This is a genomic window from Yaniella sp., assembly GCF_030453185.1.
Lineage (GTDB): Bacteria > Actinomycetota > Actinomycetes > Actinomycetales > Micrococcaceae > Yaniella.
This window is the reverse complement of the sequence record NZ_JAKDKW010000005.1, coordinates 1-23,029: the sequence shown is the minus strand read 5'-3', so window position 1 is coordinate 23,029 and position 23,029 is coordinate 1. Positions and strand designations below refer to the sequence as shown.

The following is a 23,029-nucleotide window of genomic DNA, read 5'->3' as shown; positions in this document are numbered from 1 at the left end:
CGCTAATCGTGTACAGTCACGAAATCGATCATGTATTCCACGCGTCCCAGGAGCGTTGCCTCAAGGTCTGAGAATTTGTTGACTTTTGAAAGCAACTTCTTCCAGCCCAGCCCGATGTCTCGTGCTGTCTGGTTCGGAAGACCGAGTCGAGCTAACATTCCGGTCTTCCAGTCTTCTGAGCGTGGTATCTGTGGCCAGGCCTGGATACCGATAACTTCCGGTTTGATAGCTTGCCAGATGTCTACGTACGGGTGACCAACGATCAGAACGTTATCTTGAGCGCCGGGCGCTTTCATGGCTTCAGCGGCAATGCGTTCTTCTTTGGACCCTGACACAAGGTGATCCAGTAAGACTGCAAGTCGTCTATTCGGCTGTGGTTTGAATGCTGCGACAGCACCTGCAAGGTCATCAATGCCGTGCAGTGGTTCCACGACGATACCTTCGACTCTCAGGTCGTCTCCCCAGATCTTCTCGACAAGTTCGGCGTCATGAATGCCTTCTACCCAAATGCGAGAAGCTTTAGCCACCTGTGCCGCCTGGGCTCCTACCGCACGAGAACCCGATGCCGTCCTTTGCTGGGCGGGTTGCGTCTTCTGCCGCTGCGGTGGCAACAACTCGATAGCTTGTCCATCGATCATGAATCCCAATCCCAGAGGGAATGAACGCGTAGCGCCTTTGCGACCTTCCAGAACCACCAGATGGATACCCCCGGATTTTTCAATGCGGGTAATTGCGCCCGTAAAGCCTGAAGTCGCGTCCTCAATCACTAGGCCTCTACTCGCGGCCACTTTTCTTGGCTTCGTGCTTGGCCTTTGGCCTGTCACGTTCGCCGGGCCCCACTGGTCCCAATTCATCGTCTTTTCACGCCTTTCTGGTGCGGTCTTATCAGAGGCTACCAAAGGACGATCAGTCGACAGCGAAGAACCCGCTGTAGGTTCTGTATCAATAATGCCACACCAGCTACGATTAGCACTAAGCTGGCGACAGTGCTAATTTTTTGTGGGGAGGGTAGATGACTGATCAACCACGTCGGATGAAAGTTTTGCAGGCCATAGTCGAAGACTATGTTGCTTCCCGGGAGCCTGTTGGTTCCAAGGCCCTAGTCGAGCGTCATAACCTCGGAGTGTCTTCAGCTACGGTGCGCAATGACATGTCCGATCTCGAAGATGATGGACTCATCGCTGCTCCGCACACTTCTTCTGGCCGAATCCCCACGGACAAAGGCTACCGATACTTTGTCGACCGGATCTCAGAAGTGCGCCCATTATCGATTGCAGAGCGTCGAGCCGTACGAACTTTGCTGGATAATTCCGATGATATGGATGACATCATGGGAGCCACGGTTCAGGTGCTATCGCAGCTTACTCGTCAAGTTGCTGTGATTCAGTACCCTCAGTTGGACTCGTCAGTTATACGACGTGTCGAATTTGTGGTGCTGTCAGAACACCGGCTTCTAGTGGTGTTGATTTTATCGACCGGTCGTGTGGACCAACGCGTTGTCTATATGAATGAGCCTGTTGATCAGCCGTCCCTCGATGTGCTCGCACAAGTCTTCATGCAGTACTTGGATAACGTGAGTCCTTATAATTTGCCGCAGGCCTTCACGGAGATGCAATCCGTTATCCCGCAGGAACATCAAACGTTGGCGGCGTCATTAAGTAACGCATTGCAATTGTTGGCTGAAGCCGGACACCAGGATCGTATTTTGTTAGCCGGGACGGCAAACTTGGCACGGTCTCCACAGGACTTCAGTCATTCAATCGGCCCGATTCTTGAAGCTTTAGAAGAACAAGTCGTGCTCCTGAAACTGTTGACCGAAATGGAGCAGGATGCGCACGGTTTATCAGTGCGCATTGGTGATGAAAACTTCGGCTCACTGGGGGATGCCTCGGTGGTTGCCGCCGGCTACGGCCCTGGGGCCACCGCAAAAATTGGTGTCGTCGGGCCCACCCGTATGGACTATCCATCCACGATGTCTGCGGTGCGTGCCATTGCGCGCTATCTCTCTAGGATTTTGACGAGCTAGCCTTAGCCAAGATAATGGACTTTGACCACAACACGGTTTCAAGCACCGAACGCTTGAACTGAAAGGAATACGACCAACAAGTGGCACAAGATTACTATCAGGTCCTGGGTGTTGAACGTGACGCCACAGCACAAGAGGTCAAAAAGGCCTACCGCAAAAAGGCCCGCGAACTGCACCCGGATCATAACCCGTCTGAAGAAGCGGCCGAACAGTTTAAAACCGTGACCCATGCCTACGAGGTCCTGTCGAATACGGAGAAGCGTCGTAACTATGATGCAACCGGCCACGAGGATGGACGGCGTGCAGGATTTGGCGGAGCCGGTGCCGGTGGTGGCTTCGGTGGGTTCTCCGACATCTTCGAAACCTTCTTCGGCGGCGGTGGCGGAGGCGGCCCAATGTCTCGAGCCCGACGTGGCCAGGACGCGCTGATCGCCACGCATATCGATCTTGAGGACGCCGTATTCGGAACTGAGCAAACGATCGACGTTGAAACGGCCGTGCGCTGTGACCGCTGTGATGGTGCTGCTATGGAGCCGGGAACACACCCAGAGACTTGCACGACGTGTCGTGGAGCTGGGCAGATCTCTCGTCCGGTTGATTCCATCCTCGGGCGCATGATGACCACTGAGGCTTGCCCAACTTGTCGTGGCTTCGGCGATGTCATCACCGATCCATGTGGCAAGTGTTCCGGGCAAGGCCGCGTTCGTGAACGTGTTTCCTTCACCGTCAAAATTCCAGCAGGCGTTCGCGATGGTACTCGTATCCAACTTGCCGGCCGAGGTGAAGCAGGTGTTGCAGGCGGTCCAAATGGTGACCTGTATCTAGAAATCCGCGTTCGTGATCACGATGTCTTCACGCGTGAAGGCGATAACCTCCATGCAACAATGGCCGTCCCTATGACTGCTGCGGCGTTGGGTACGAAGATTAAAGTTGAAACCTTTGACGGTGAAGAAACATTCACCGTTGAACCCGGTACTCAATCGGGCCATGTGATCACCATGAAGGGCTTGGGGGCCCATCGTCTCCAGGGCAGCGGCCGTGGGGACATGAAGATCATGCTGAACGTCACCACTCCAACCAAGCTCAATGACGAACAACGTGAACTCATGACTCAGCTGGCCGAACTCCGCGCGGAAGACGTAGCTAACGGAGAGATCGAATCCCGCAGCTTCTTTTCTCGTCTAAAAACCGGATTCGATAACATGTTTTCGCACGACGAATCGTGACGGCTCCGCTATTTTATAGTCCCGAAGTAACGGGCCTGACCGCTGAACAAGTGGTTAGCTTGGATGCAGCTGCTTCCGGTCACGCCATCCGCTCCCAGCGGCTGGCAACCAATGACCAGGTGTTGATCTCCGATGGTCTGGGAACTCTGGCTGAAGGCACACTTGAGGACGCTAGCCCGCAGCGCACCACCATACGTGTCCAAAAGGTGACGGTGTCGCAGCGGCCTGAGGTACAGGTCAATCTCGTCCAAGCGCTTGCCAAAGGTGACCGGGATTTATTAGCCGCGGAAATGGCTACCGAAGTCGGCGTTGACAGGGTCACACCCTGGCAGGCTCGGCGCTCCATCGTGCGCTTACGGCCCGAACGGGCTACGAAAACCCTGGCCAAATGGGAATCTAAGCTCAAAGCCGCTGCACAGCAAGCGCGTAGGGCGTATGTCCCAACGTTAGGACAACCGCTGTTTGCTGAGGAAATCGCGAGCCTCCATTCTCCGCAGGACGGCCACTATGTGGTCGTGCTTCACGAGGATGGAAATGAAAACCTCTTCGACATCGCGGAATCCCTACACGCAATCAATACTCTTCACCTGGTGGTAGGTCCTGAAGGAGGAGTCTCACCAGAAGAACTTCATTCCGTCCTTACTGCGGGCGGTTCCGCAGTCAAAATCGGTTCTAATGTGATGCGAGCCTCCACAGCCGGACCGATCGCCGTCGCGTTACTGAATCAGCTTTTCAACCGCTGGTAATCCAGCAAAGCTAGCGGGTGCAGCGGGATGAGTGTATTACCGTGGACCTGCTTGATTGCCAAGCACTAGACTGGGTGGCATAAAATTAACTGAGTAATGGAGTCAACCTGACAGAACATAGCGAAGCCAACCGGATGAGTCGACAGACCATCACATTTAGCTCCCAGAGTGACATGGTGCAAACCTTCGGTCCCTCGGACATGCTGCTGCGTGTTGTCGAGGGAGTCTATCCCGGCCTGAAACTATTAGTCCGTGATCAACAGCTTGATTTAGAAGGCCACACTGACGATGTTTCTGCAGCAGTCGAGATCGTCAATGATCTCCAAGCTGTTGCCCGTGCTGGAACAACAGTTGGCCCAGAGGTAATCGAGGCAAGTATCGCCGGTGTGCGAACTTTCCAAGACACCAACTCAATAAGTGGTCCAGCAGAGCTGATCGTCGCGTCACAAGGCAAAAAGATTCGGCCAAAAACCGAGAACCAGAAGGTCTACGTTAACGCGATTAATAACAATACGGTCGTCTTTGGTGTCGGACCGGCTGGTACCGGCAAAACGTATCTCGCCATGGCCAAAGCTATTCAAGCACTGCAAGCTCGCGAGGTGAACCGCATCATCCTCACTCGGCCAGCGGTCGAGGCAGGCGAATCACTAGGGTATCTGCCAGGTTCCCTCAGTGAAAAGATCGACCCGTATCTGCGACCGCTTTATGATGCGCTGCACGAAATGATTGAACCCGAGACCATCCCACATCTGATCGAAGTCGGTACCATCGAGGTCGCGCCGTTGGCCTATATGCGTGGGCGGACACTCAACGATGCCTTCATCATCCTTGACGAAGCGCAGAACACTTCAGCCGAGCAGATGAAGATGTTTCTGACTCGACTCGGATTCAACTCCCACATGGTTATTACCGGCGATTCATCTCAGGTAGACCTACCGCGTGGAACAGATTCGGGTTTGGTCCAAGCCATTGACTACCTCGAAGGCATAGACGATATCGCCATCGTCAAGCTCAAATCATCCGACGTCGTGCGCCACAACTTGGTCTCAAGAATTGTGGATGCATACGATCGACACCAACCAGAACCCACCCGCCCGCAGCGGGCGGGCCGGAACCGAAACCGATAGGTCAACGTGGCAATCGAAGTACTGAATGAAACCGACAAAGACATCGATATTCAGCGAGTGGTGAGCCTTGGCCAGCACTTGTATCAAGGCCTACACATTCACCCAGAATCGGAGGTCGCCGTTGTCTTCATTGATAACGATGCAATGAGCCTCCTCCATAAGGAATGGATGGGACTTGACGGCCCAACGGATGTGATGAGTTTTCCCATGGACGAGCTGAGTCCAGGTACACGCGAAGCTCCCGCAGAAGGTCTTTTAGGTGACATAGTTATTAGCCCCACCGTTGCTGCGGAGCACGCCGAACAGGGTGGACATAAAGTTGCCGATGAAATTGCGTTGCTTGTCACCCACGGATTGCTGCACCTGCTAGGTTTTGACCACCACGACGAAGACGAAAAACATAAAATGTTCAGCACCCAAGATCAGTTACTTGAACAGTTCTTGGGGTATACACCGCCTCAACTGACCGACACCGGGAAGTAGCCAAAATGGTCGCACCCATTGTCCTAGTACTCTTATTTCTTATTGCTCTGAGCCTCACCTGGGTTCTCACATTGGCGGAAACCGCTCTGGACTACCTGTCCTTTCGCGACGCTGAAGCAATTGTGGCGCAACATCCAACCAATCCCATCGTCCACATTATGGAGCGGTTGGCCGAGCACCAATTAGCAACCCGGTTTTGGAATACGGTCTTCCTCGCCTCCAGTGCGGTCCTCATTACGGTGTTCATTGACCATTTTGTCAGTAACGTCTGGCTCGCTGCTGCCGGAGGCATCGCGGTCATGGCCGTCCTTACCCTCGTTATATCGGCGCGTAGTCCCCGTCGTATCGGCGCCAAACACTACGAATTATCAGCTCGCTTTACGGCGTGGTTGGTACGTCCGCTCGCTGCATTGCTCGGTCCACTGCCACGGTTGTTTATTGCCGAAACAGAAAACGAGCAGGACGATGAAAATGACGACGACGATCTCGAAGAACGGCACTTTCGTGCATACGTCTCCCGAGCTTCGGCCGCGGACGTGCTCGAAGACAACGAAGCAGATATGATCCAATCTGTTTTTGACATGGATGACACATTGGTCCGGGCCATTATGGTGCCCCGCACTGATGTGGTCTGGCTGGATTCAGGTACCAGGCTAGCCACCGCAACCGAGGTGTTCATACGCTCGGGCTACTCACGAATACCGTTGATTGGCGACAGTCCAGACGATGTTTTAGGCATCATTTTCCTCAAAGACATTATCCGAGCATTGCATATGCACAAGCTCACTTCAGATGATGTGGTCAACTTGATCGCGCGAGAGATACGCGTCGTGCCGGAGTCCAAAACGGTGTGGGACTTGCTTCAAGAACTGCAAAGTGAAGCCATCCATGCTGCAGTAGTCGTCGATGAATACGGTGGCACTGCAGGGTTCGTGACGCTGGAAGATCTCATCGAAGAAATCGTGGGCGATATCTCAGATGAATACGATGATGCCGAGATTGCAGATGTCATTCCACAACCTGACGGTCAATACGTTGTTAAAGCGTCCATGTCGGTTTCAGATTTCTCGGAAGCCTTCGGTCTGCTGTTGGACGATGACGAGGACGTCGACACGGTAGGCGGTCTACTAGCCAAGAGTTTGGGTAAGATTCCTATCAAAGGATCGGCGACCGATGTTGAGAACCTCACATTGACCGTTGAGACACTCACAGGGAGACGCAACCGCGTCGACACCATACGTGTGACTACCCAGACAACCACCCAGGAGCCTAAGCTATGATCCCAACCGAATATCCAGAGCATTTTCGGTCTGGGTTTGTCAGTCTAGTAGGCCGGCCAAATGCAGGGAAATCGACACTGACGAATGCCATGGTTGGCACCAAGGTGGCCATCACCTCGTCCAAACCGCAAACCACTCGGCGCGTCATACGCGGCATTGTCACGGCTGAAGATCATCAGTTGATATTGGTCGATACCCCCGGTCTCCACCGGCCCCGCACATTGTTAGGGGAGCGGCTGAATGACCTTGTGGCAGAAACATTATCTGGTATGGACGCCGTGGCCATGTGTATTCCAGCAAATGAGAAAATCGGGCCCGGTGATCGCTTCATCACCGAACAGCTCGCCAAACTGCACAAAATTCCCGTCATCGCATTAGTTACAAAAGTTGACACCGTGACCAGGGGAGTCTTGGCTGATCAGCTCATTGCAGTACAGCAACTCGGCGAGGAAGGACTCACTCCCGATAACGGCGAAGGCTTCGCAGAAATTGTGCCCGTCTCGGTCAAGGGTGATGTTCAAGTCGATACCGTCGTGGAAGTGCTGACCAAATACCTCCCACAATCTCCACCGTTGTACCCCGACGGCGAGATCACTGATGAGCCCGATGACATCATGGTGGCCGAACTGATCCGCGAAGCCGCACTGGAAGATGTTTTCGACGAGCTACCCCACTCGCTGGCCGTAGTCGTCAACGAAATGACCGAACGCGACGGTGAACCTGGTGAACAGGCCATTACCGATATCTACGCCGAAATCTATGTGGAACGTGACAGCCAAAAGGGCATCATCATAGGCAAGGGCGGCGCCCAGTTGCGGACGATCGGACAGCGGTCACGCAAAAGTATTCGGCGCTTGCTTGGGACCCAGGTTCGCCTCGACCTCGTCGTCAAAGTTGCCAAAGAGTGGCAGCGTAATCCAAAGCACATGAATCGGTTGGGTTTCTAAACCCTCGGTGTTAGGCTAAAGGCATGCATCGCATCCAGGGCACCCCACGTCACGGTGACAACCGTGTATTTCTTGGTGCCCTTCTAGGCCTACTTCTACCGTGCCGTAGCGGGGCCTAGCATTCTCAAGCACGTGCTGTGAATTGCCACTAGGTAGGACCGGACCCCGCTACGGAGCCAAAGACACGGTCTGCCACCGGTGAGACATGAGTTCTAAAACACCGGTATGTCACGAGCGGTCCACTACACTCAACAACAGGACCAGGCAGTCAAAGATTGAGGAAAAACTTTGCGCAAATTTCAGCAACCATCTGGTATGAACTTCAGTAAATACGTGCCATTTGAAAAACAAATCGAAGTAAATCTGCCGGATCGTACCTGGCCCGATAACATCATTACCCAAGCCCCACGCTGGTGTGCGGTAGATCTTCGAGACGGCAACCAAGCACTTGTAAACCCCATGGACTCCGCACGCAAATTGCGGATGTTCCAGCTCCTGGTAAATATGGGGTACAAGGAGATCGAAGTTGGCTTCCCGGCAGCATCACAGACCGACTACGATTTTGTTCGGCAGCTGATCGAAGAAGGTCACATTCCCGACGACGTACATATACAAGTACTGACCCAGTCGCGCGAGCATCTGATCGAACGCACCTATGAAGCGCTGGAAGGTGCCCCACGCGCTATTGTGCACCTCTACAACTCGACTTCAGTCTTGCAGCGGCGCGTCGTGTTCCGTGAAGAAAAGTCCGGCATTATCGATATCGCCACCCGCGGCGCAATGCTGTGCCGAAAGTACGAAGAACAGCTCACCGGAACAGAGATTGTCTATCAATACTCACCGGAATCCTTTACCGGAACAGAACTGGAATTCGCTGCAGAAATTTCCAACCGGGTATCTGATGTCTTGGAAGCCTCAACGGATCGCCAAATGATCCTGAACCTACCGGCAACAGTCGAAATGTCGACGCCAAACCGATATGCCGACCAGATTGAATGGATGCATCGTAACCTCGAAAACCGAGACTCGATCATTCTGTCGCTGCACCCGCATAACGACCGAGGAAGCGGCGTCGCCGCAGCTGAACTGGGCTATATGGCCGGTGCCGACCGGATTGAAGGCTGCTTGTTCGGCAATGGCGAGCGCACCGGTAACGTTGATCTGATCACACTGGGGATGAACCTCTACACGCAAGGTGTTGACCCGGAAATCGATTTTTCCGATATGGACAAAATCCAAGAAGTCTACGAATACGCCACGCAGATGCAAGTGCATGAGCGTTCAGCGTGGGCCGGGGAGCTCGTCTTCACCGCTTTCTCTGGTTCGCACCAGGATGCTATCAACAAAGGCTTCAACGATATGAGTGCCCGCGCCGCCGATGCCGGGGTCACGACCGAGGAGCTCGATTGGGGCGTCCCATATTTGCCGGTCGACCCCGAAGATATCGGTCGTAGCTATGAAGCGGTTATCCGCGTCAATTCCCAGTCTGGCAAGGGTGGCGTTGCTTACATGCTGAAGACGGATCACAAGATTGACCTGCCACGTCGTGCCCAGGTCGAATTCTCAGCGGTCGTCAAGGAGCACACCGACACCCATGGTGGAGAGATCACTTCAGACATGCTGTGGCACGTGTTCTCTGATGAATACCTGCCCACGGAAAACCCCGCAGATGGCTGGGGACATTATCACCTGGTGTCGTCGACATCCTCAACCACTGAGCAGGGCGAATTTTCCATGGAGGTCCAGATGGACCGCAAAGGTGAAACCATCACTCGATCGGCTACTGGAAACGGCCCGATTTCAGCTCTGGTGGCAATGTACAACCAGGCCGGTATCGACATTCGAGTCCTTGACTATGCTGAACATGCTTTGACCGAAGGTGGCGAAGCGATGGCTGCAGCCTACGTGGAAGCAGCGATCGGCGAGCGCATCCTGTGGGGTATTGGGCTGGATTACAATACCTCCACGGCCTCCCTACAGGCAGTTACCTCCGCCGTCAACCGGTACCTGCGTGATGAAGAGGTTGAAGAAGCAACTGAATAAGACACCGCGTAAGAAATCCCGTGGCTCCGGAACTTATATTGCCCAAAGTTACCGGACCCACGGGATTGTTCTGCGCACCTATAAGTTGGCCGAAGCCGACCGTATTATTGTCGTACTGAGCGCTGATCACGGTCAGATCCGTGCGGTAGCCAAAGGTGTTCGCCGGACAACGTCAAAATTTGGTTCCATGCTGGAACCATTCATGCACACCAGACTACAGCTAGTTCCCCGACGCGGTATGGACGTGATTGCCCAAACGGAAACGATTCACTCCTACGGCATGATGTTAGCCAACGATTACGATACGTTCGGTGCCGCATCGGCCATGGTCGAAACCGCAGAACAACTGACCCGTGATGACGACGCAGCAGATGGCGCTACGCAGTATAGATTGCTCCACGGTGCGATCGCCGCACTTGCGCGTCGAGCTGCCGCCCCTATGATGCTGTTGACCTCGTATTTATTACGTGCGCTCACAGTCGCTGGCTGGGCGCCAAGATTTAGCGAATGTAGTCGGTGCGGGATCGATGGGACGCATAACTGGCTCTCGGTACCCATGGGAGGAGTGGTCTGTAACGACTGTGCCCCGCCGCAAACTACCTATGTCACCGACGGCGTTGTAACGCTCTTGGAAGCCCTGCTCGCGGGAGACTGGCCGAAAGTCGATCAAGCACAATCGGGACACAGTCGGCAAGCAACCAGCTTTGTGGCCGAATATTTGCAGTACCATTTAGAAAAGAATCTGCAGTCACTTTCCGTGATGGACCAGGGCTAAACACCACAGGAGTCACACATATGCCATACGAAAATCCGGGCCCACATCCGGATGGTTTCGTGATGCCCCACATCGACCAGAAATTCATTCCACAACACGTAGGTATTGTGATGGACGGCAATGGGCGATGGGCAAACCAACGCGGGCTCCCAAGGACCGAAGGCCATCGCGCCGGAGAACTCGCCCTGCTGGACGTCATGGCCGGCGCGGTCGAGATGGGCATCAAGTACGTTTCCGTCTACGCATTTTCCACCGAGAATTGGAAGCGTTCACCCGACGAAGTGGCGTTTCTGATGGGTTTCTCTCGCGATGTGTTACGTCGACAACGAGACACACTCAATGCTTGGGGAGTGCGGGTGCGTTGGAATGGGCGTACTCCGCGACTCTGGAAATCAGTCATCAAGGAATTACAGACCGCCGAAGAATTGACGAAAGATAATGACCGTACCAATTTAATCATGTGTGTGAATTATGGCGGCCGCGCTGAGATTGTCGACGCCGTTCAGGACATTGCTCAGCAGGTCGCAGACGGCACATTGAAGCCCAAGGCAATTACTGAAAAAACTGTGACGCAGCATTTGCGGCAACCTGATGTGCCAGATGTAGATCTGTTCCTGCGTACCTCCGGTGAGCAGCGCCTATCGAATTTTTTGCTGTGGCAATCCGCTTACGCCGAGCTGGTCTTCCTGGATGTGCTGTGGCCAGATGTGAATCGGAAAACGCTCTGGGACGCCGTCGAGATTTATGCATCGCGGGATCGCCGATATGGCGGAGCAATTGATAAGTCGGTTACAAGTCGTTGAAGTAGTCCAACCATGCGAATGTGGCGTCAAAAGCCTTGTTTCGTATAGGTTCCGGCGACGCATACACATCGTGGAGGGCATTGGGGATCTTGTGGACCATCACACGGTTGCCCAGCTGTACTGCTCGGTGAGCTGTTGCCTGAACATCTAACACTGAGTCAGCGTGCTGCATTTTTGTGGAGTATTTTGTGCTGAAATGCGATTTGGTCGACGTCAGGGTTAACACCGGGACATCAATGTGTAATCCCTGTCGTACTCGAGTATGCCCGGCTAAGATTGCTGCTAGCCACCCGCCTTGAATATCAAATGAATATCTGGGCCGCCACAGCGGGTGTAAGACCCATTCTCCGTGTTCGTTGGCTGAAATCGAACGGTAGAAGAAATCGAATTTGGGAAGTATCAACTTCCGTTCGGGGGCGGACCGCCAAATCGGAGCTGCTACTGTGGTGGCAAACCCGCGCAACCATTCGTTACCTTGTAAAGCCAGCCAGGGCGCATTGAGCACCAGCCCACCAATCTGTCCGGGATGGTTCTCCGCCCACAGCGCGGCGACAAGCCCCCCTGTCGAATGGGCGATGATCGCCGGGAGAGTACCGGGATGGTCCAACTTGATCAGCGCGAGGGCTGCACCAATCTCATCGTCGTACTGGGCGAGATCATCGATATATCCGGGAGATTGCTTTGGGCGCAGCGACCTGCCATATTTGCGCAAGTCCAGCGCATAGAAAGCATAACCACGTTGCGTCGCGGCAGCGGCGAGCTCAGTGTTGTAGAAATAGTCTGACCACCCGTGAAGATACAACACCGGTGTCCCTTTTGACGCATCATACCGTACCAGGGTGGCTGACACGGGGCCCTCGGCGTCCTGGCCTAGCGACAGCGTACGTCGTGAGAAACCGGGCAGTACGTCCGGTACCCACGTGTCTGGCGGGGCATCTTCAAGTAATCCGTAATGCATTTCAGGCCCCCTAAACATGTGACAAGACGCGTGAATAGTTGCGAGTACAGCTCACGATTATGGTTGACTACCACCTATGACCAACCTAATCGCTGCACGCCTCGCGGGCCAGACGCCATTGCTGTATCCTCGAATTTTTGACGCTGTTTTTTCCAATATGGACGCCGAACGGGCACATGAGATTGGGTTCGGTGCTATCCGGACTGCCGACAAAACTGGGGCCTCACGACTTCTGCGCGCAACGTTTAAACCAGCCGAGCGTCTTCGAACCGAAGCAATGGGGCTGAGCTTTCCCTCGCCCTTTGGCCTGGCAGCAGGATTCGACAAGGCTGGTATCGGTACCAGTGCCCTAGCCGAATTGGGTTTTGGACATATTGAAGTTGGCACCATTACCGGGCAATCGCAGCCAGGCAACCCACAGCCGCGTTTATTCCGCATCCCGCAGGACCGTGCACTGATCAACCGCATGGGATTCAACAACCACGGTGCCGCAGCCATTGCACCTCGACTGGCCAAAACACGCAATATCCTGACCCGACGATTCGGCCAGCACCGCCCTATTTTGGGCGTTAACATTGGCAAAACCAAGGTCGTCGAGCTCGACGACGCCATAGAAGACTATCTGGTGTCCACCCGTCTCTTGGCCCGTCACGCTGACTACTTGGTGGTCAATGTTTCTAGCCCTAACACTCCGGGCCTACGACAATTGCAAGCCATCGAGTCGCTTGCGCCGCTGTTGTCTGCTGTGTCGAAAACCGCCGATGCCGTGACCGGTCGGCACGTGCCGTTAGCCGTAAAAATTGCGCCGGATCTTGTTGACGACGACGTCGTTGCGGTCGCCGATATGGTCACAGATCTTGGCTTGGACGCCGTCATCGCTACGAACACAACAATTTCCCGTGAGGGACTGACCCTCGATCCAAGCGAGATTGATGCCATGGGTGCTGGGGGCGTCTCCGGAGCACCAGTAGCAGATCGGTCTTTCGCCGTCTTAGAACTGCTTGCTCGCCATCTCACCAATGCCAGTATTATTTCGGTCGGAGGTGTGACCACCGGTGACGACGTTTTGAATCGGTTGGAAGCTGGTGCCACCCTGGTGCAGGGCTACACCGCCTTCCTCTATGAGGGGCCGCTATGGGCAGGACGTATCAACGCTGCCCTGGAGGGGCATTACTCAGGGAACTGACCGCGCTTGACCTGTGGTTTTGGTAGCCTCATCCGACGCATTTGTGTGGCTCGCATGGCCGCATACCAACGTGAGCCCGGTTCCATTGCGCCGAATTTTGCTTCCAAGCGCTTCTTGACCTGGAAACCAACCCAGAAGCCTTCGAAAATCACGAGGAAGACAAAAGTTAACATGCCTATGGTCGAAATGAGTTGCATTTCAGGCACGGGAACGAAACTTAGGCCTAAAAAGACCAGCACGCCGATAATCAACCATTCACCGACACCCCAACGGGCATCCACGTAATCGCGCACGTACCGACGCTGGGGTCCCTTATCGCGAGCTGGTAGATATTTCTCCTCTCCGGTATCGAGAGCACGGCGCATCCGGGCGCGTTCTTCGGCAACAGCCTGTTTGTGCTGCTGTTTGGCAACCTTCCGGTCATCGGAAATAAGCGGACGCCGATTCGCCGCTTCCTGGTCGCGTCGCTTTGGCGTTGGACGACCTTTCCTTTCGGACTGCTGGCCAATACCCTGGTCTTCTTCGGTCATTGCTACTCTTCTGCTAGAACATGGTCGAATGATTGTTGCCTCTATTCTAAGACTTCAAATAGGGCTGTCACTCCGACTACTCTAATGAGCATGAACGCTTCACTGTTTCCCGGCAAAAAACCAGATCCATACTCCTCGGAGTTCATTTCCGCGGTCAAAGATTGGGTTGACGAGCACTTCATATCCATCCAATCTCAACTCGCCGAACTGGTTGCGCATCAGTCACTAGCTTTTGACGGGTATGACAGGGCCGCACTACACGCTTCTGCCGACGCTATTGCAGAACTCTTTAGTGATGTTGGACTGCAAGAATTACACCAGGTGACAGAAATCGACGATGCTGACCACACTTCTGGTCCAGCCATTATCGGCCGTATACCCGCATCCGGTGACAAGCCAACGGTGTTGTTATACGCCCACCATGATGTCCAGCCGGTGGGGGATCTGAGCGCTTGGCACACCGATCCCTGGGTTGCCACCGAGCGACAGGGACGGCTCTATGGCCGTGGTACAGCTGATGATAAGGCGGGGATTATTGTCCATCACGCGGCGGTCAAGGCGCTCAATGATCTACTTGGCGCAGACCACGGCCTCGGAGTGACCGTGTTTATTGAGGGTGAAGAAGAAATTGGGTCACCATTTTTCGCCCAGTTCTTGCAGAATCACCGAGACTTATTAGCCGCCGATACGATCATTGTCGCCGACTCTTCCAATTGGTCGGTTGATGTTCCGGCCCTGACGACCTCGTTGCGCGGCATGATAGACGGCGTCATAGAGGTCACAGTAGCCGACCACCCGGTGCACTCGGGACTGTTTGGGGGACCGATGCTTGATGCCATCACCGTTCTGTCTCGGGTTATAGCATCCCTGCATGACGCCGACGGCGACGTTGCCGTTGAAGGGCTGAAACAACAACGGTGGGCAGACGTTACCTATGACGAGAATGATTTTCGAAATCAAACCGGTGCAGTAGAAGGGCTCAAACTCGCCGGCACCGGAAATCTTGCAGACCGGCTCTGGAATAAAGCAGCCCTCAATATCATCGGTATCGATGCCACGCCGATCCCAGAGTCCGCCAATGCCATCGTGCCTACCGCGAAGGCCCGCTTTTCGATGCGACTGGGGCCGGGGATGGATCCACACGAGGCGATGCAAGCGGTGAGCCGCCACATCGGCGCCCTGGACGTCCAGGGCGCTGAAGTCCAGGTGCATCCGGGCGAAGTCGGACGCCCATTTGTCGTCGAACCGAATGTTCGAGCGACGGACATGATGAAGCACGCGCTATCGGACGCGTGGGGGACCGCTGCGATCGAGACCGGGCTGGGCGGGTCAATTCCGTTCGTCGCTGATCTCGTGGACGCCTTCCCCAACGCAAGTATTCTGCTGACCGGTGTTGAAGATCCCGATACCAAGGCACATTCGCCAAATGAGTCGTTAGACTTGTCAGTATTACGCCATGCGATTGAAGCACAGGTACTGGTACTTGCCAGAATGGCCTTTACCAGGTGAAATAGAAATAGCCTCTGGCGTGTCCACCCTGTTGACCGCTGGTGTTAGATGTACTGAGGAGAAAACGATGTCACAGACAGATAGTATCGCCGACCAGCTGCCGCAAGCAGCTCCAGCCGAAGGACTAGCTTCCCACGAAGTCGCACTGTCGGATGTGGCCGCCGGAAAAGTTCGCGACTTGCTCGAGCAAGAAGGCCGTCCAGACCTCCGTCTAAGGATTGCCGTGCAACCAGGTGGGTGTTCTGGGCTGATTTATCAGCTGTATTTCGACGAACGCGTCTTGGATGGTGACGCTGTGAATAGTTATGACGGCGTCGAAGTCATTATCGACAAAATGTCAGTGCCGTATTTGTCCGGCGCCTCAATTGATTTTGAGGACTCCATCACAAAGGTTGGTTTCACGATAGACAACCCGCAAGCAGCAGGTTCATGCGCCTGTGGGGACTCTTTCCACTAGACGTAGATCATACAAATTTTTGGGCACTCGGCGAGTTGGCGTCACATACGATGCTGACTCGCCGTTTTGCTGTCATGGTCCACATTTCAGGATAAAAAAGCACTAAGCTAGTGTTCAGCCAAAGTTGTTTTGCTGTGCTTATTCTCAGAGCGTCATGAGAACAGTCTGTAGACTTCACGCAAAACACTCGCACTGGAAAAAGAAGAGGAAGGGCCGTCTGTGAGACTACTAAAACAAGCCGGCAGCCGCGGCAAGAGACTCCTAAAGGGGGGAGTCATTGGCGCCACGGCATTGCTTGTTCTAACTGCGTGTTCTGAGCAAGCCAAACGAGGCTGGTATCCCGGGTCCAACGAGACCACCAATCACAACGAGCTGCTCACCAATCTTTGGGTAGGCACCTGGGTCGCTGCACTCGTTATTGGTGTGATTACGTGGATTCTGCTGCTGTGGGTCATCGTGGCGTACCGCCGTCGCAAAGGCGATAAAGGCTACCCACGTCAGCTCGCCTACAATATGCCAATGGAAACCATGTTCACGGTGATTCCAATTATTTTGGTGCTCACACTGTGGGGCTTTGCCGACCGCGTCGAGCGTGAAATCGGAACACCCGTTGAAGACTCACCATTGACTGTCACCGTTCACGGTAAGCAGTGGGCATGGGACTTCGACTACGAGTACACCACCCCAGATGGACAGAGTGAAGAACGTCACCTGTACGGCATTCAAGGACAACTGACCGGCGAAGAGGGCGTAGAAGATACACTGCCAACCCTGTACCTTCCCGTCGATGTACCAGTTGAATTCCAGCTGAAATCACGCGACGTCATCCACTCGTTCTGGGTACCAGCATTCTTACAGAAGCTGGACATCGTTCCAGGACAGACAAACCGTATGTACCTCACCCCGGGGGAGACCGGACACTTCCAAGGGAAATGTGCCGAGCTCTGCGGTGAATACCACTCTGAAATGCTCTTCAACGTAGAAATCGTTGAAGAAGACGAATTCCTGAATGAAATTCGTCAGCTTCCAGAAGGACTCTCGGGTTCCGAGCTCAACCGTAACCCGAACGAAAACCCAGATGGTCAGCAGGACCAAGAGGTACCTTTGGGCGATCCACAACGGATCGAGGAGTAAAAGTACATGACTACTTACGAATACACACAAGACGACTCTCAGTCGCGTGTTCGACCACAGGTAGTACCGGTCTCAAAGGGCCGTATTATCGTCAACTGGTTGACCTCGACTGACCATAAGACGATCGGGTACATGTACCTGATCACGACGTTTATTTTCTTCGGCCTCGCCGGCGTCATGGCGTTGCTGATTCGCGCGGAACTGTTCTCTCCAGGTATGCAGGTACTGCAGACCAAAGAGCAGTTCAACCAATTGTTCACGATGCACGGCACACTGATGCTGCTCGTGTTTGCTACACCATTGTTTATTGGTTTCGCAAATGTGATCATGCCACTACAAATCGGGGCACCTGATGTGGCCTTCCCACGTCTGAATGCTCTCGCGTTTTGGTTCTTCCTCTTCGGCTCATTGATCGCCGTTGCAGGATTCCTCACCCCGCAGGGTGCAGCATCATTTGGTTGGTTCGCATACGCGCCATTATCTAACGCAACATATTCCCCGGGAATCGGTGGTGACCTTTGGGTCTTCGGCCTTGGCCTTCAGGGCTTCGGTACGATTCTGGGTGGTGTCAACTTGATCACGACCATCATTTCGATGCGTGCACCAGGTATGACCATGTGGCGCATGCCGATCTTCACTTGGAACACTCTGATCACCGGTATTCTCCTGCTGATGGCGTTCCCCCCGCTTTCTTCGGCATTGTTCGGACTCGGACTTGACCGTCGTTTCGGTGGACATATCTTTGACCCAGAAAACGGGGGAGCCATTCTATGGCAGCACCTGTTCTGGTTCTTCGGACACCCTGAGGTTTATATCATCGCTCTGCCGTTCTTCGGTATTGTTTCGGAAATCATCCCGGTCTTCTCTCGTAAACCAATCTTTGGTTATAAGTCGCTCGTATTTGCGACCGCAGCGATCGCAGCACTCTCCATGACTGTGTGGGCTCACCACATGTACGTCACCGGGTCCGTCCTCGTGCCGTTCTTCTCCCTGATGACTATGCTCATTGCAGTGCCCACAGGTGTGAAATTCGTCAACTGGATCGGTACCATGTGGCGAGGATCGATTGCCTTCGAGACTCCAATGTTGTGGAGCCTCGGATTTATGGTGACCTTCCTGTTTGGTGGCCTCACCGGTGTTATCCTGGCTTCACCACCACTGGACTTCCAGGTCTCTGATACGTACTTCGTTGTTGCACACTTCCACTACGTTGTATTCGGTACCGTAGTCTTTGCAATGTTCGCCGGGTTCTACTTCTGGTGGCCTAAATTCACCGGAAAGATGCTGAACGAAACCTGGGGCAAAATCCAGTTCTGGATGCTGTTCCTCGGTTTCCACGGAACCTTCTTGGTCCAGCACTGGCTCGGTGTCATGGGTATGCCACGTCGCTACGCCGACTACATGATTGAAGACGGTTTCACTGCGATGAACCAGTTCTCCACAGTTTCCTCAATGGTGCTCGGTGCGGCGATTATCCCATTCTTGTGGAATGTCTACTACACCTCACGCTATGGCAAGAAGGTAACCGTGGACGACCCATGGGGCTTTGGTGGCTCACTCGAGTGGGCGACTTCTTGTCCACCACCTCGTCACAACTTCCATGCACTGCCAAGAATTCGTTCGGAACGCCCAGCTCTGGATCTACACCACCCAGAACTCATTCCGCTCGAACGTCGCGAACAGATGACAACAAAGGCAGGGGTCTAGCATGAAAATTAGCGTCAAACTATTTACGATTCTAGGAATCTTTTTCGTCGTTGTAGCACTTGCCTATACGGTGTGGACTCGTGGAACCGAATGGGTTGGTATTCCCGGCCTCTTTGCTCTGGCCGCTATGCAGTTCATGATCGCGTACTACCTGCGCCTCGTGGATAAGGAATACAAGACAGGTGTTGACGATCAGGACGACGGCGAAATTAGAGAATATGCCGGAGTCTATACCCGCTTCGCACCATGGAGCTGGTGGCCACTCGGCCTCGGCGCTGCGGTAGCCGTCGTATTTCTCGGTGTCGCTATCGATTGGTGGATTTTCATCATCGGTATCTTCCTCGGAATGTTCTTCGTGACCGGTTGGGTCTTTGAATTTTCCAAGGGAGAACACAAGCACTAAACAGTAGTGCCTATCCTCTGTATTTGAGGGCCTCAGCCTTTTGGCCGAGGCCCTCAAGTGTTTAACTACCGTACCCAAGAGGCGGAGGGTTGCCTAAGCACCAGCTAGATTGAAGAATGGCATCATACAAGTCTTTAGAGGTAATGAATGCAACGTGATAAAAAACCGGTAGAGAAGCGCCGGATCGGTCCAGCAATGCAATGGGCAAAACCTCGCAACGAGATAGACCGCGCGCAGGAACGGAAACGCAACCGCATCAGCATTGATTTCAACCTAGATGCCGACGGGCAAACCGCGCAGTCTGAATCAACGAGTAATAGCCGAGACCATTCTTCCGGGAAGATCGATATCGGATCCAGAACGAACCAGAAGCTTCCAAACCCGCCGAATAACTCCGAGACCTATGGCCTAGGCAGAACGCCGTATCAGGGCCAGACCACTCAGCCGCGTTTCAACGACGACGTAACCTCTGGCACTGCATGGGACTACTATTCCGGTAGTACCCACGAGGGACAGCATGCCGATTTAAATACTGGTGGTTCCCTTTCAAGCCAGAATTATCCGCACTTCAACGATGTAGTATCGGAATATCCTCACCAAGTGGAATCCCCAAACTATAATGCCCGATCGACAGGCTTCACTACGGCGCAGGATAATAGAACCGATCAGCCGGGGCTACGTCAGCTTCTGTTACCTATTTTGGTGGTTGGGATCATTATCGTGGTCGGAGTATTGTCCTCGTTAGGATAATTTACCCGAACAAAGAACACTCAGTTTTTCCTTGGCTGATGTAACCAAATCGTGTTTTAGACCAGCATTTGTCCGGCCAAGGGCTTTTCTGGACCAAAAGAAAATCGCATCGAGTAGCCGGAAGAAACACTTGAGAGGTCGCCTGGCTGCGCACACGGGGAGGGCACGGCTAGACTGCCTCGCTGCTATTCCGGTCGCAGCATGCGTCACCAACAAATCCCTAATACGCTCCCTACTGGCCGCCATCGGCGATCTGGACATCATTTTTCTTGTTGGGGATCTTGATTGGCTTCACCGCGGTGCTCTGCGGCGCGGAATACTATCGACACCGCGTCCCCTTGGTAGCCTCGTAGGCCTCGATTGCTGTATTTAGGTCCATGGGGCTCGGCATGTTGATCGAAATCGGATGCATTATCGCCGCTCAGGGTGTCTTTGGTACGGGCGTGCTCATCCACTTGTGAGTTAGAGGTAACACGGTCACGAGAGGTCTGATGGAGCGCGTATGGCGTGCTATTGTGTCACGAATTTGATCACGTACGTCATCAAATTAATGACGGCAGCACGCGGGATAATGGCCAATATGCAAGGCAACAGGGCCGTTTGTCAACGACGCGTGAAAATTGACCCCTTTTAGACGTTTGAAAATTGACCCCCTTGTGCTGGTTATAGTTTCTTGGTGGTGTTTGTTTCGAGGAGTTCCCGTCTGGTTCTGGTGCGGTAGGAATCCCCGTCCAGTGAGATGACCTCAGCGTGATGGACGAGTCGGTCGATCATGGCTGCGGCTACGACATCGTCGGCAAAGATCTCGCCCCAGCGGCTGAAGGCCAGGTTCGAGGTGATCAGCAGACTGCCTTGTTCATATCTTGATGCCACCAGTTGGAAGAACAAGTTCGCAGCGTCTGCATCGAATGGAATATAACCCAGTTCATCAATAATGAGCAGCTTGTAGCGGCGGAGCCTTCTGAGTTCTTTGTCGAGGCCACCATGCTGATCGTGGGCGGCGGAAAGCCGTGTGATCCAGCCGGCTGCGGTGTCAAAGAGTACTGGGTAACCGGCGTGGCAGGCTTTGATGCCTAGCCCGATGGCAAGATGGGTTTTGCCGACTCCGGGCGGTCCCAACAAGATCACGTTATCGGCGGTAGGGATAAAACTGGTGGTAGCCAGATGAGCTAAGACGTCTCGACGCAGGCTTGGCTGGTAATCGGGGTTGAAATCTTCCAGAGTCTTGCGTGCTGGAAAGCGGGCCGAATTCATCCGCAGTGCGGTGCCGTTGGCTTCACGGTCAGCGACTTGGCGCTGCAAGACAGCGGCCAGATACTGTTCGTGTGACCAGCCTTGTTCACGTGCGGTGTTGCCGAGTTGTTGCCAGACCCGGCCAATGGTTGGCGTCTTGAGCGCCTTGGCAAGGTGCGCCAGGGTGGCGTTAATGTTTTCGTCAGGTGACAGCTGGTTCATGCGCTCTCCTGGCCAACATCATCGCTACCATCTGTGGTGGAGGTGAGGCCGAAGAGTTCGTCGTAGATACTCAACGGTCGATAGACCACCTCGCCAGGTCTGGTGGGTTGCCGGCGGATCCGATTGAAATCAGCCCGAAGCGCTTTGGCTGTGGTCACGTGGGCAGGATCGGTAATGATCTGCTGACGAGCCCAGCAGCGCGGATGATCAGCCACGACGGTGCCATCACAGACGGCCATGAGCCGGTCTAAAGTTGCGGTGATCTGCACCAGCCGACTGATCATCGTGGGGTCGACACTGTAGTCGTTGGTATCAAACCGTACATAATAATCCCGCCCAAGCCGGATCTGCCACGAGAAACCCGTCGAGGGCGGATGCGGAGGCAACACAGTCATAGCTGTCAGATCCGCTGCCAACACGTTGGTCGGGCGGTCACCCAATGAACGGATCTTGCGCTGATTGGCACGCTGGGCCAGCCAATCCCGCATTTGGATATTGAAATCATCAGGTGACCTGAAACGCCGACCGGGTAAAAACGAGGTCTCAAAATATTGGTTATTGCGTTCCGTCATGCCTTTAAATTCTGGATCCCGTCGTGGCGCAATGACCATTTTCGTCGCCACGGTGCCAGCAAATCCTTGCACCGGTGGCAACGGTTTGCCCTTGGGGGCAATGGCTGCTTCACGATCCCACACCAGTGATTTCGGCACGGCCCCGACTTGTGAGATCAGCTGCCACATACCCGCCAACAGGTCCCCAGACTGCCGCGACGGTAACATCACGGCTGCCAGCCAACGAGAAAACGTCAACGTCATCACCAACACCGGCAACATCCGCGACTGACCATGCCCCACAGGGATCACCGGTTCTGGAAACCATAGGTCCATTTGGGCTGCCTCACCAGGTCGATGCACCAACCGATCAGCTGGATCCACCCCCACGTACAACGGCCGCAATTCGCGCACCTTATCTTTGAGCGTGGTCATCGATCGTTGCCAACCGATCCGCTCGGCAATCACCGTGGCTGGCATCCTGGGTGAATCAGCCAACAACTTGTGAATCTGGGGCACAAACGGATCGACAATCGATCCCTTGGATTTGCGTTGGTATCTCGGGGGCTCATCCGAGGCTAACGCCTTGCGCACCGTATTGCGACTGATCCCTAATCTTCGAACGATTTCTTTAATAGCAACGCCCTCGGCTCGATGCAGCCGACGGATCTCTGCCCAATCTTCCATACTAATCATGCCTCCTAGCTTGAACGAATATGGGGTCAATATTCATCCGTCACTAGAGGGTCATTATTCACGCGTCGTCGACACCGTTAGGTTCTTCGGGAATTTTCCATCATATTTGGTGTCGTGGACCACTTATGCAACGGAGGTACGTGATCTTGCTGAATGGGCGGGTCAGGTAGGAATGTCCGTTACAGTGTGTGTGATCAACTATAAGTAGGCCAGATGAGCAGAGAAATCCAGCCAGTT

At 54.0% G+C, this 23,029-nt stretch carries 22 protein-coding genes; 17 read left to right on the top strand and 5 right to left on the bottom strand.

All coding sequences use genetic code 11. The features are described from left to right. Positions 1-2 precede the first annotated feature (2 nt). Positions 3-854 (bottom strand): DUF3097 family protein, encoded by an 852-nt coding sequence (locus L0H14_RS01720; RefSeq protein ID WP_301416520.1) that lies wholly within the window; start codon positions 852-854, stop codon positions 3-5. A 158-nt stretch (positions 855-1,012) separates the two neighbouring features. On the opposite strand from L0H14_RS01720, the gene hrcA reads away from it, so the two are divergent. The 10 genes from hrcA to L0H14_RS01670 all read left to right on the top strand — a co-directional run bounded on the left by hrcA (position 1,013) and on the right by L0H14_RS01670 (position 11,456). Next, positions 1,013-2,026, top strand: a complete 1,014-nt coding sequence (hrcA, locus tag L0H14_RS01715; RefSeq protein WP_301416518.1) for a heat-inducible transcriptional repressor HrcA — start codon at positions 1,013-1,015, stop codon at positions 2,024-2,026. 80 nt (positions 2,027-2,106) lie between these two features. Continuing rightward, entirely contained in the window at positions 2,107-3,252 is a 1,146-nt protein-coding gene (gene dnaJ, locus L0H14_RS01710; protein ID WP_301416516.1) for a molecular chaperone DnaJ, read from the top strand. Continuing rightward, positions 3,249-3,998 (top strand): 16S rRNA (uracil(1498)-N(3))-methyltransferase, encoded by a 750-nt coding sequence (locus L0H14_RS01705; RefSeq protein ID WP_301421334.1) that lies wholly within the window; start codon positions 3,249-3,251, stop codon positions 3,996-3,998. Before dnaJ ends, L0H14_RS01705 begins: the two co-directional genes overlap by 4 nt. 134 nt (positions 3,999-4,132) lie before the next feature. Further along, positions 4,133-5,125, top strand: coding sequence for a PhoH family protein (locus L0H14_RS01700; RefSeq protein ID WP_301416512.1), 993 nt, complete (start codon positions 4,133-4,135; stop codon positions 5,123-5,125). A 6-nt stretch (positions 5,126-5,131) separates the two neighbouring features. After that, on the top strand, positions 5,132-5,608 hold the full coding sequence (gene ybeY / locus L0H14_RS01695) for an rRNA maturation RNase YbeY (RefSeq protein ID WP_301416510.1): 477 nt from the start codon (positions 5,132-5,134) through the stop codon (positions 5,606-5,608). Positions 5,609-5,613: 5 nt separating this feature from the next. After that, positions 5,614-6,888 carry a hemolysin family protein gene (locus tag L0H14_RS01690; protein WP_301416508.1) on the top strand — a complete coding sequence of 425 codons (1,275 nt, stop codon included), beginning with the start codon at positions 5,614-5,616 and terminating at the stop codon, positions 6,886-6,888. Continuing rightward, a complete protein-coding gene (era, locus tag L0H14_RS01685) occupies positions 6,885-7,835 on the top strand; it encodes a GTPase Era (protein WP_301416507.1) in 951 nt (316 codons plus the stop codon). Before L0H14_RS01690 ends, era begins: the two co-directional genes overlap by 4 nt. 315 nt (positions 7,836-8,150) lie before the next feature. After that, positions 8,151-9,878 carry a 2-isopropylmalate synthase gene (leuA, locus tag L0H14_RS01680; protein ID WP_301416597.1) on the top strand — a complete coding sequence of 576 codons (1,728 nt, stop codon included), beginning with the start codon at positions 8,151-8,153 and terminating at the stop codon, positions 9,876-9,878. Next, positions 9,859-10,653 carry a DNA repair protein RecO gene (gene recO / locus L0H14_RS01675; RefSeq protein WP_301416505.1) on the top strand — a complete coding sequence of 265 codons (795 nt, stop codon included), beginning with the start codon at positions 9,859-9,861 and terminating at the stop codon, positions 10,651-10,653. Before leuA ends, recO begins: the two co-directional genes overlap by 20 nt. Before the next feature lie 20 nt (positions 10,654-10,673). After that, entirely contained in the window at positions 10,674-11,456 is a 783-nt protein-coding gene (locus L0H14_RS01670; protein WP_301416503.1) for an isoprenyl transferase, read from the top strand. Here L0H14_RS01670 and L0H14_RS01665 read toward each other — a convergent pair. Further along, positions 11,443-12,414 carry an alpha/beta hydrolase gene (locus L0H14_RS01665; RefSeq protein WP_301416501.1) on the bottom strand — a complete coding sequence of 324 codons (972 nt, stop codon included), beginning with the start codon at positions 12,412-12,414 and terminating at the stop codon, positions 11,443-11,445. The genes L0H14_RS01670 and L0H14_RS01665 overlap by 14 nt on opposite strands. A 76-nt stretch (positions 12,415-12,490) precedes the next feature. Between L0H14_RS01665 and L0H14_RS01660 the strand changes: the two genes are divergently transcribed. Then, complete coding sequence (locus L0H14_RS01660) at positions 12,491-13,600, top strand: quinone-dependent dihydroorotate dehydrogenase (protein ID WP_301416499.1); 1,110 nt, start codon at positions 12,491-12,493, stop codon at positions 13,598-13,600. Here the strand turns inward: L0H14_RS01660 and L0H14_RS01655 are convergent. Beyond that, a complete protein-coding gene (locus tag L0H14_RS01655; protein ID WP_301416497.1) occupies positions 13,585-14,130 on the bottom strand; it encodes a DUF3043 domain-containing protein in 546 nt (181 codons plus the stop codon). The two genes, L0H14_RS01660 and L0H14_RS01655, sit on opposite strands and share 16 nt — an antisense overlap. 90 nt (positions 14,131-14,220) lie before the next feature. Here L0H14_RS01655 and L0H14_RS01650 point away from each other — a divergent pair, with 90 nt between their 5' ends. The 6 genes from L0H14_RS01650 (at position 14,221) to L0H14_RS01625 (ending at position 20,090) form a co-directional block, all read left to right on the top strand. Further along, a complete protein-coding gene (locus L0H14_RS01650; RefSeq protein WP_301416495.1) occupies positions 14,221-15,639 on the top strand; it encodes a M20/M25/M40 family metallo-hydrolase in 1,419 nt (472 codons plus the stop codon). 67 nt (positions 15,640-15,706) lie between these two features. Further along, entirely contained in the window at positions 15,707-16,096 is a 390-nt protein-coding gene (locus L0H14_RS01645) for an iron-sulfur cluster assembly accessory protein (protein ID WP_301416494.1), read from the top strand. A 219-nt stretch (positions 16,097-16,315) separates the two neighbouring features. After that, the gene (coxB, locus tag L0H14_RS01640; protein ID WP_301416492.1) at positions 16,316-17,230 is read left to right on the top strand and encodes a cytochrome c oxidase subunit II; all 915 of its coding nucleotides are present in this window, start codon (positions 16,316-16,318) and stop codon (positions 17,228-17,230) included. A 6-nt stretch (positions 17,231-17,236) separates the two neighbouring features. Next, positions 17,237-18,937 carry a cytochrome c oxidase subunit I gene (gene ctaD / locus L0H14_RS01635; RefSeq protein WP_301416490.1) on the top strand — a complete coding sequence of 567 codons (1,701 nt, stop codon included), beginning with the start codon at positions 17,237-17,239 and terminating at the stop codon, positions 18,935-18,937. Position 18,938: 1 nt separating this feature from the next. Then, a complete protein-coding gene (locus tag L0H14_RS01630; RefSeq protein WP_301416488.1) occupies positions 18,939-19,340 on the top strand; it encodes a cytochrome c oxidase subunit 4 in 402 nt (133 codons plus the stop codon). A gap of 147 nt (positions 19,341-19,487) precedes the next feature. Beyond that, positions 19,488-20,090, top strand: coding sequence for a hypothetical protein (locus L0H14_RS01625; protein WP_301416485.1), 603 nt, complete (start codon positions 19,488-19,490; stop codon positions 20,088-20,090). A 663-nt stretch (positions 20,091-20,753) separates the two neighbouring features. On the opposite strand, the gene istB is transcribed toward L0H14_RS01625, so the two are convergent. Further along, positions 20,754-21,545, bottom strand: a complete 792-nt coding sequence (istB, locus tag L0H14_RS01620; protein ID WP_301416484.1) for an IS21-like element helper ATPase IstB — start codon at positions 21,543-21,545, stop codon at positions 20,754-20,756. Then, on the bottom strand, positions 21,542-22,792 hold the full coding sequence (gene istA, locus L0H14_RS01615) for an IS21 family transposase (protein ID WP_301416482.1): 1,251 nt from the start codon (positions 22,790-22,792) through the stop codon (positions 21,542-21,544). Before istA ends, istB begins: the two co-directional genes overlap by 4 nt. Positions 22,793-23,029 lie beyond the last annotated feature (237 nt).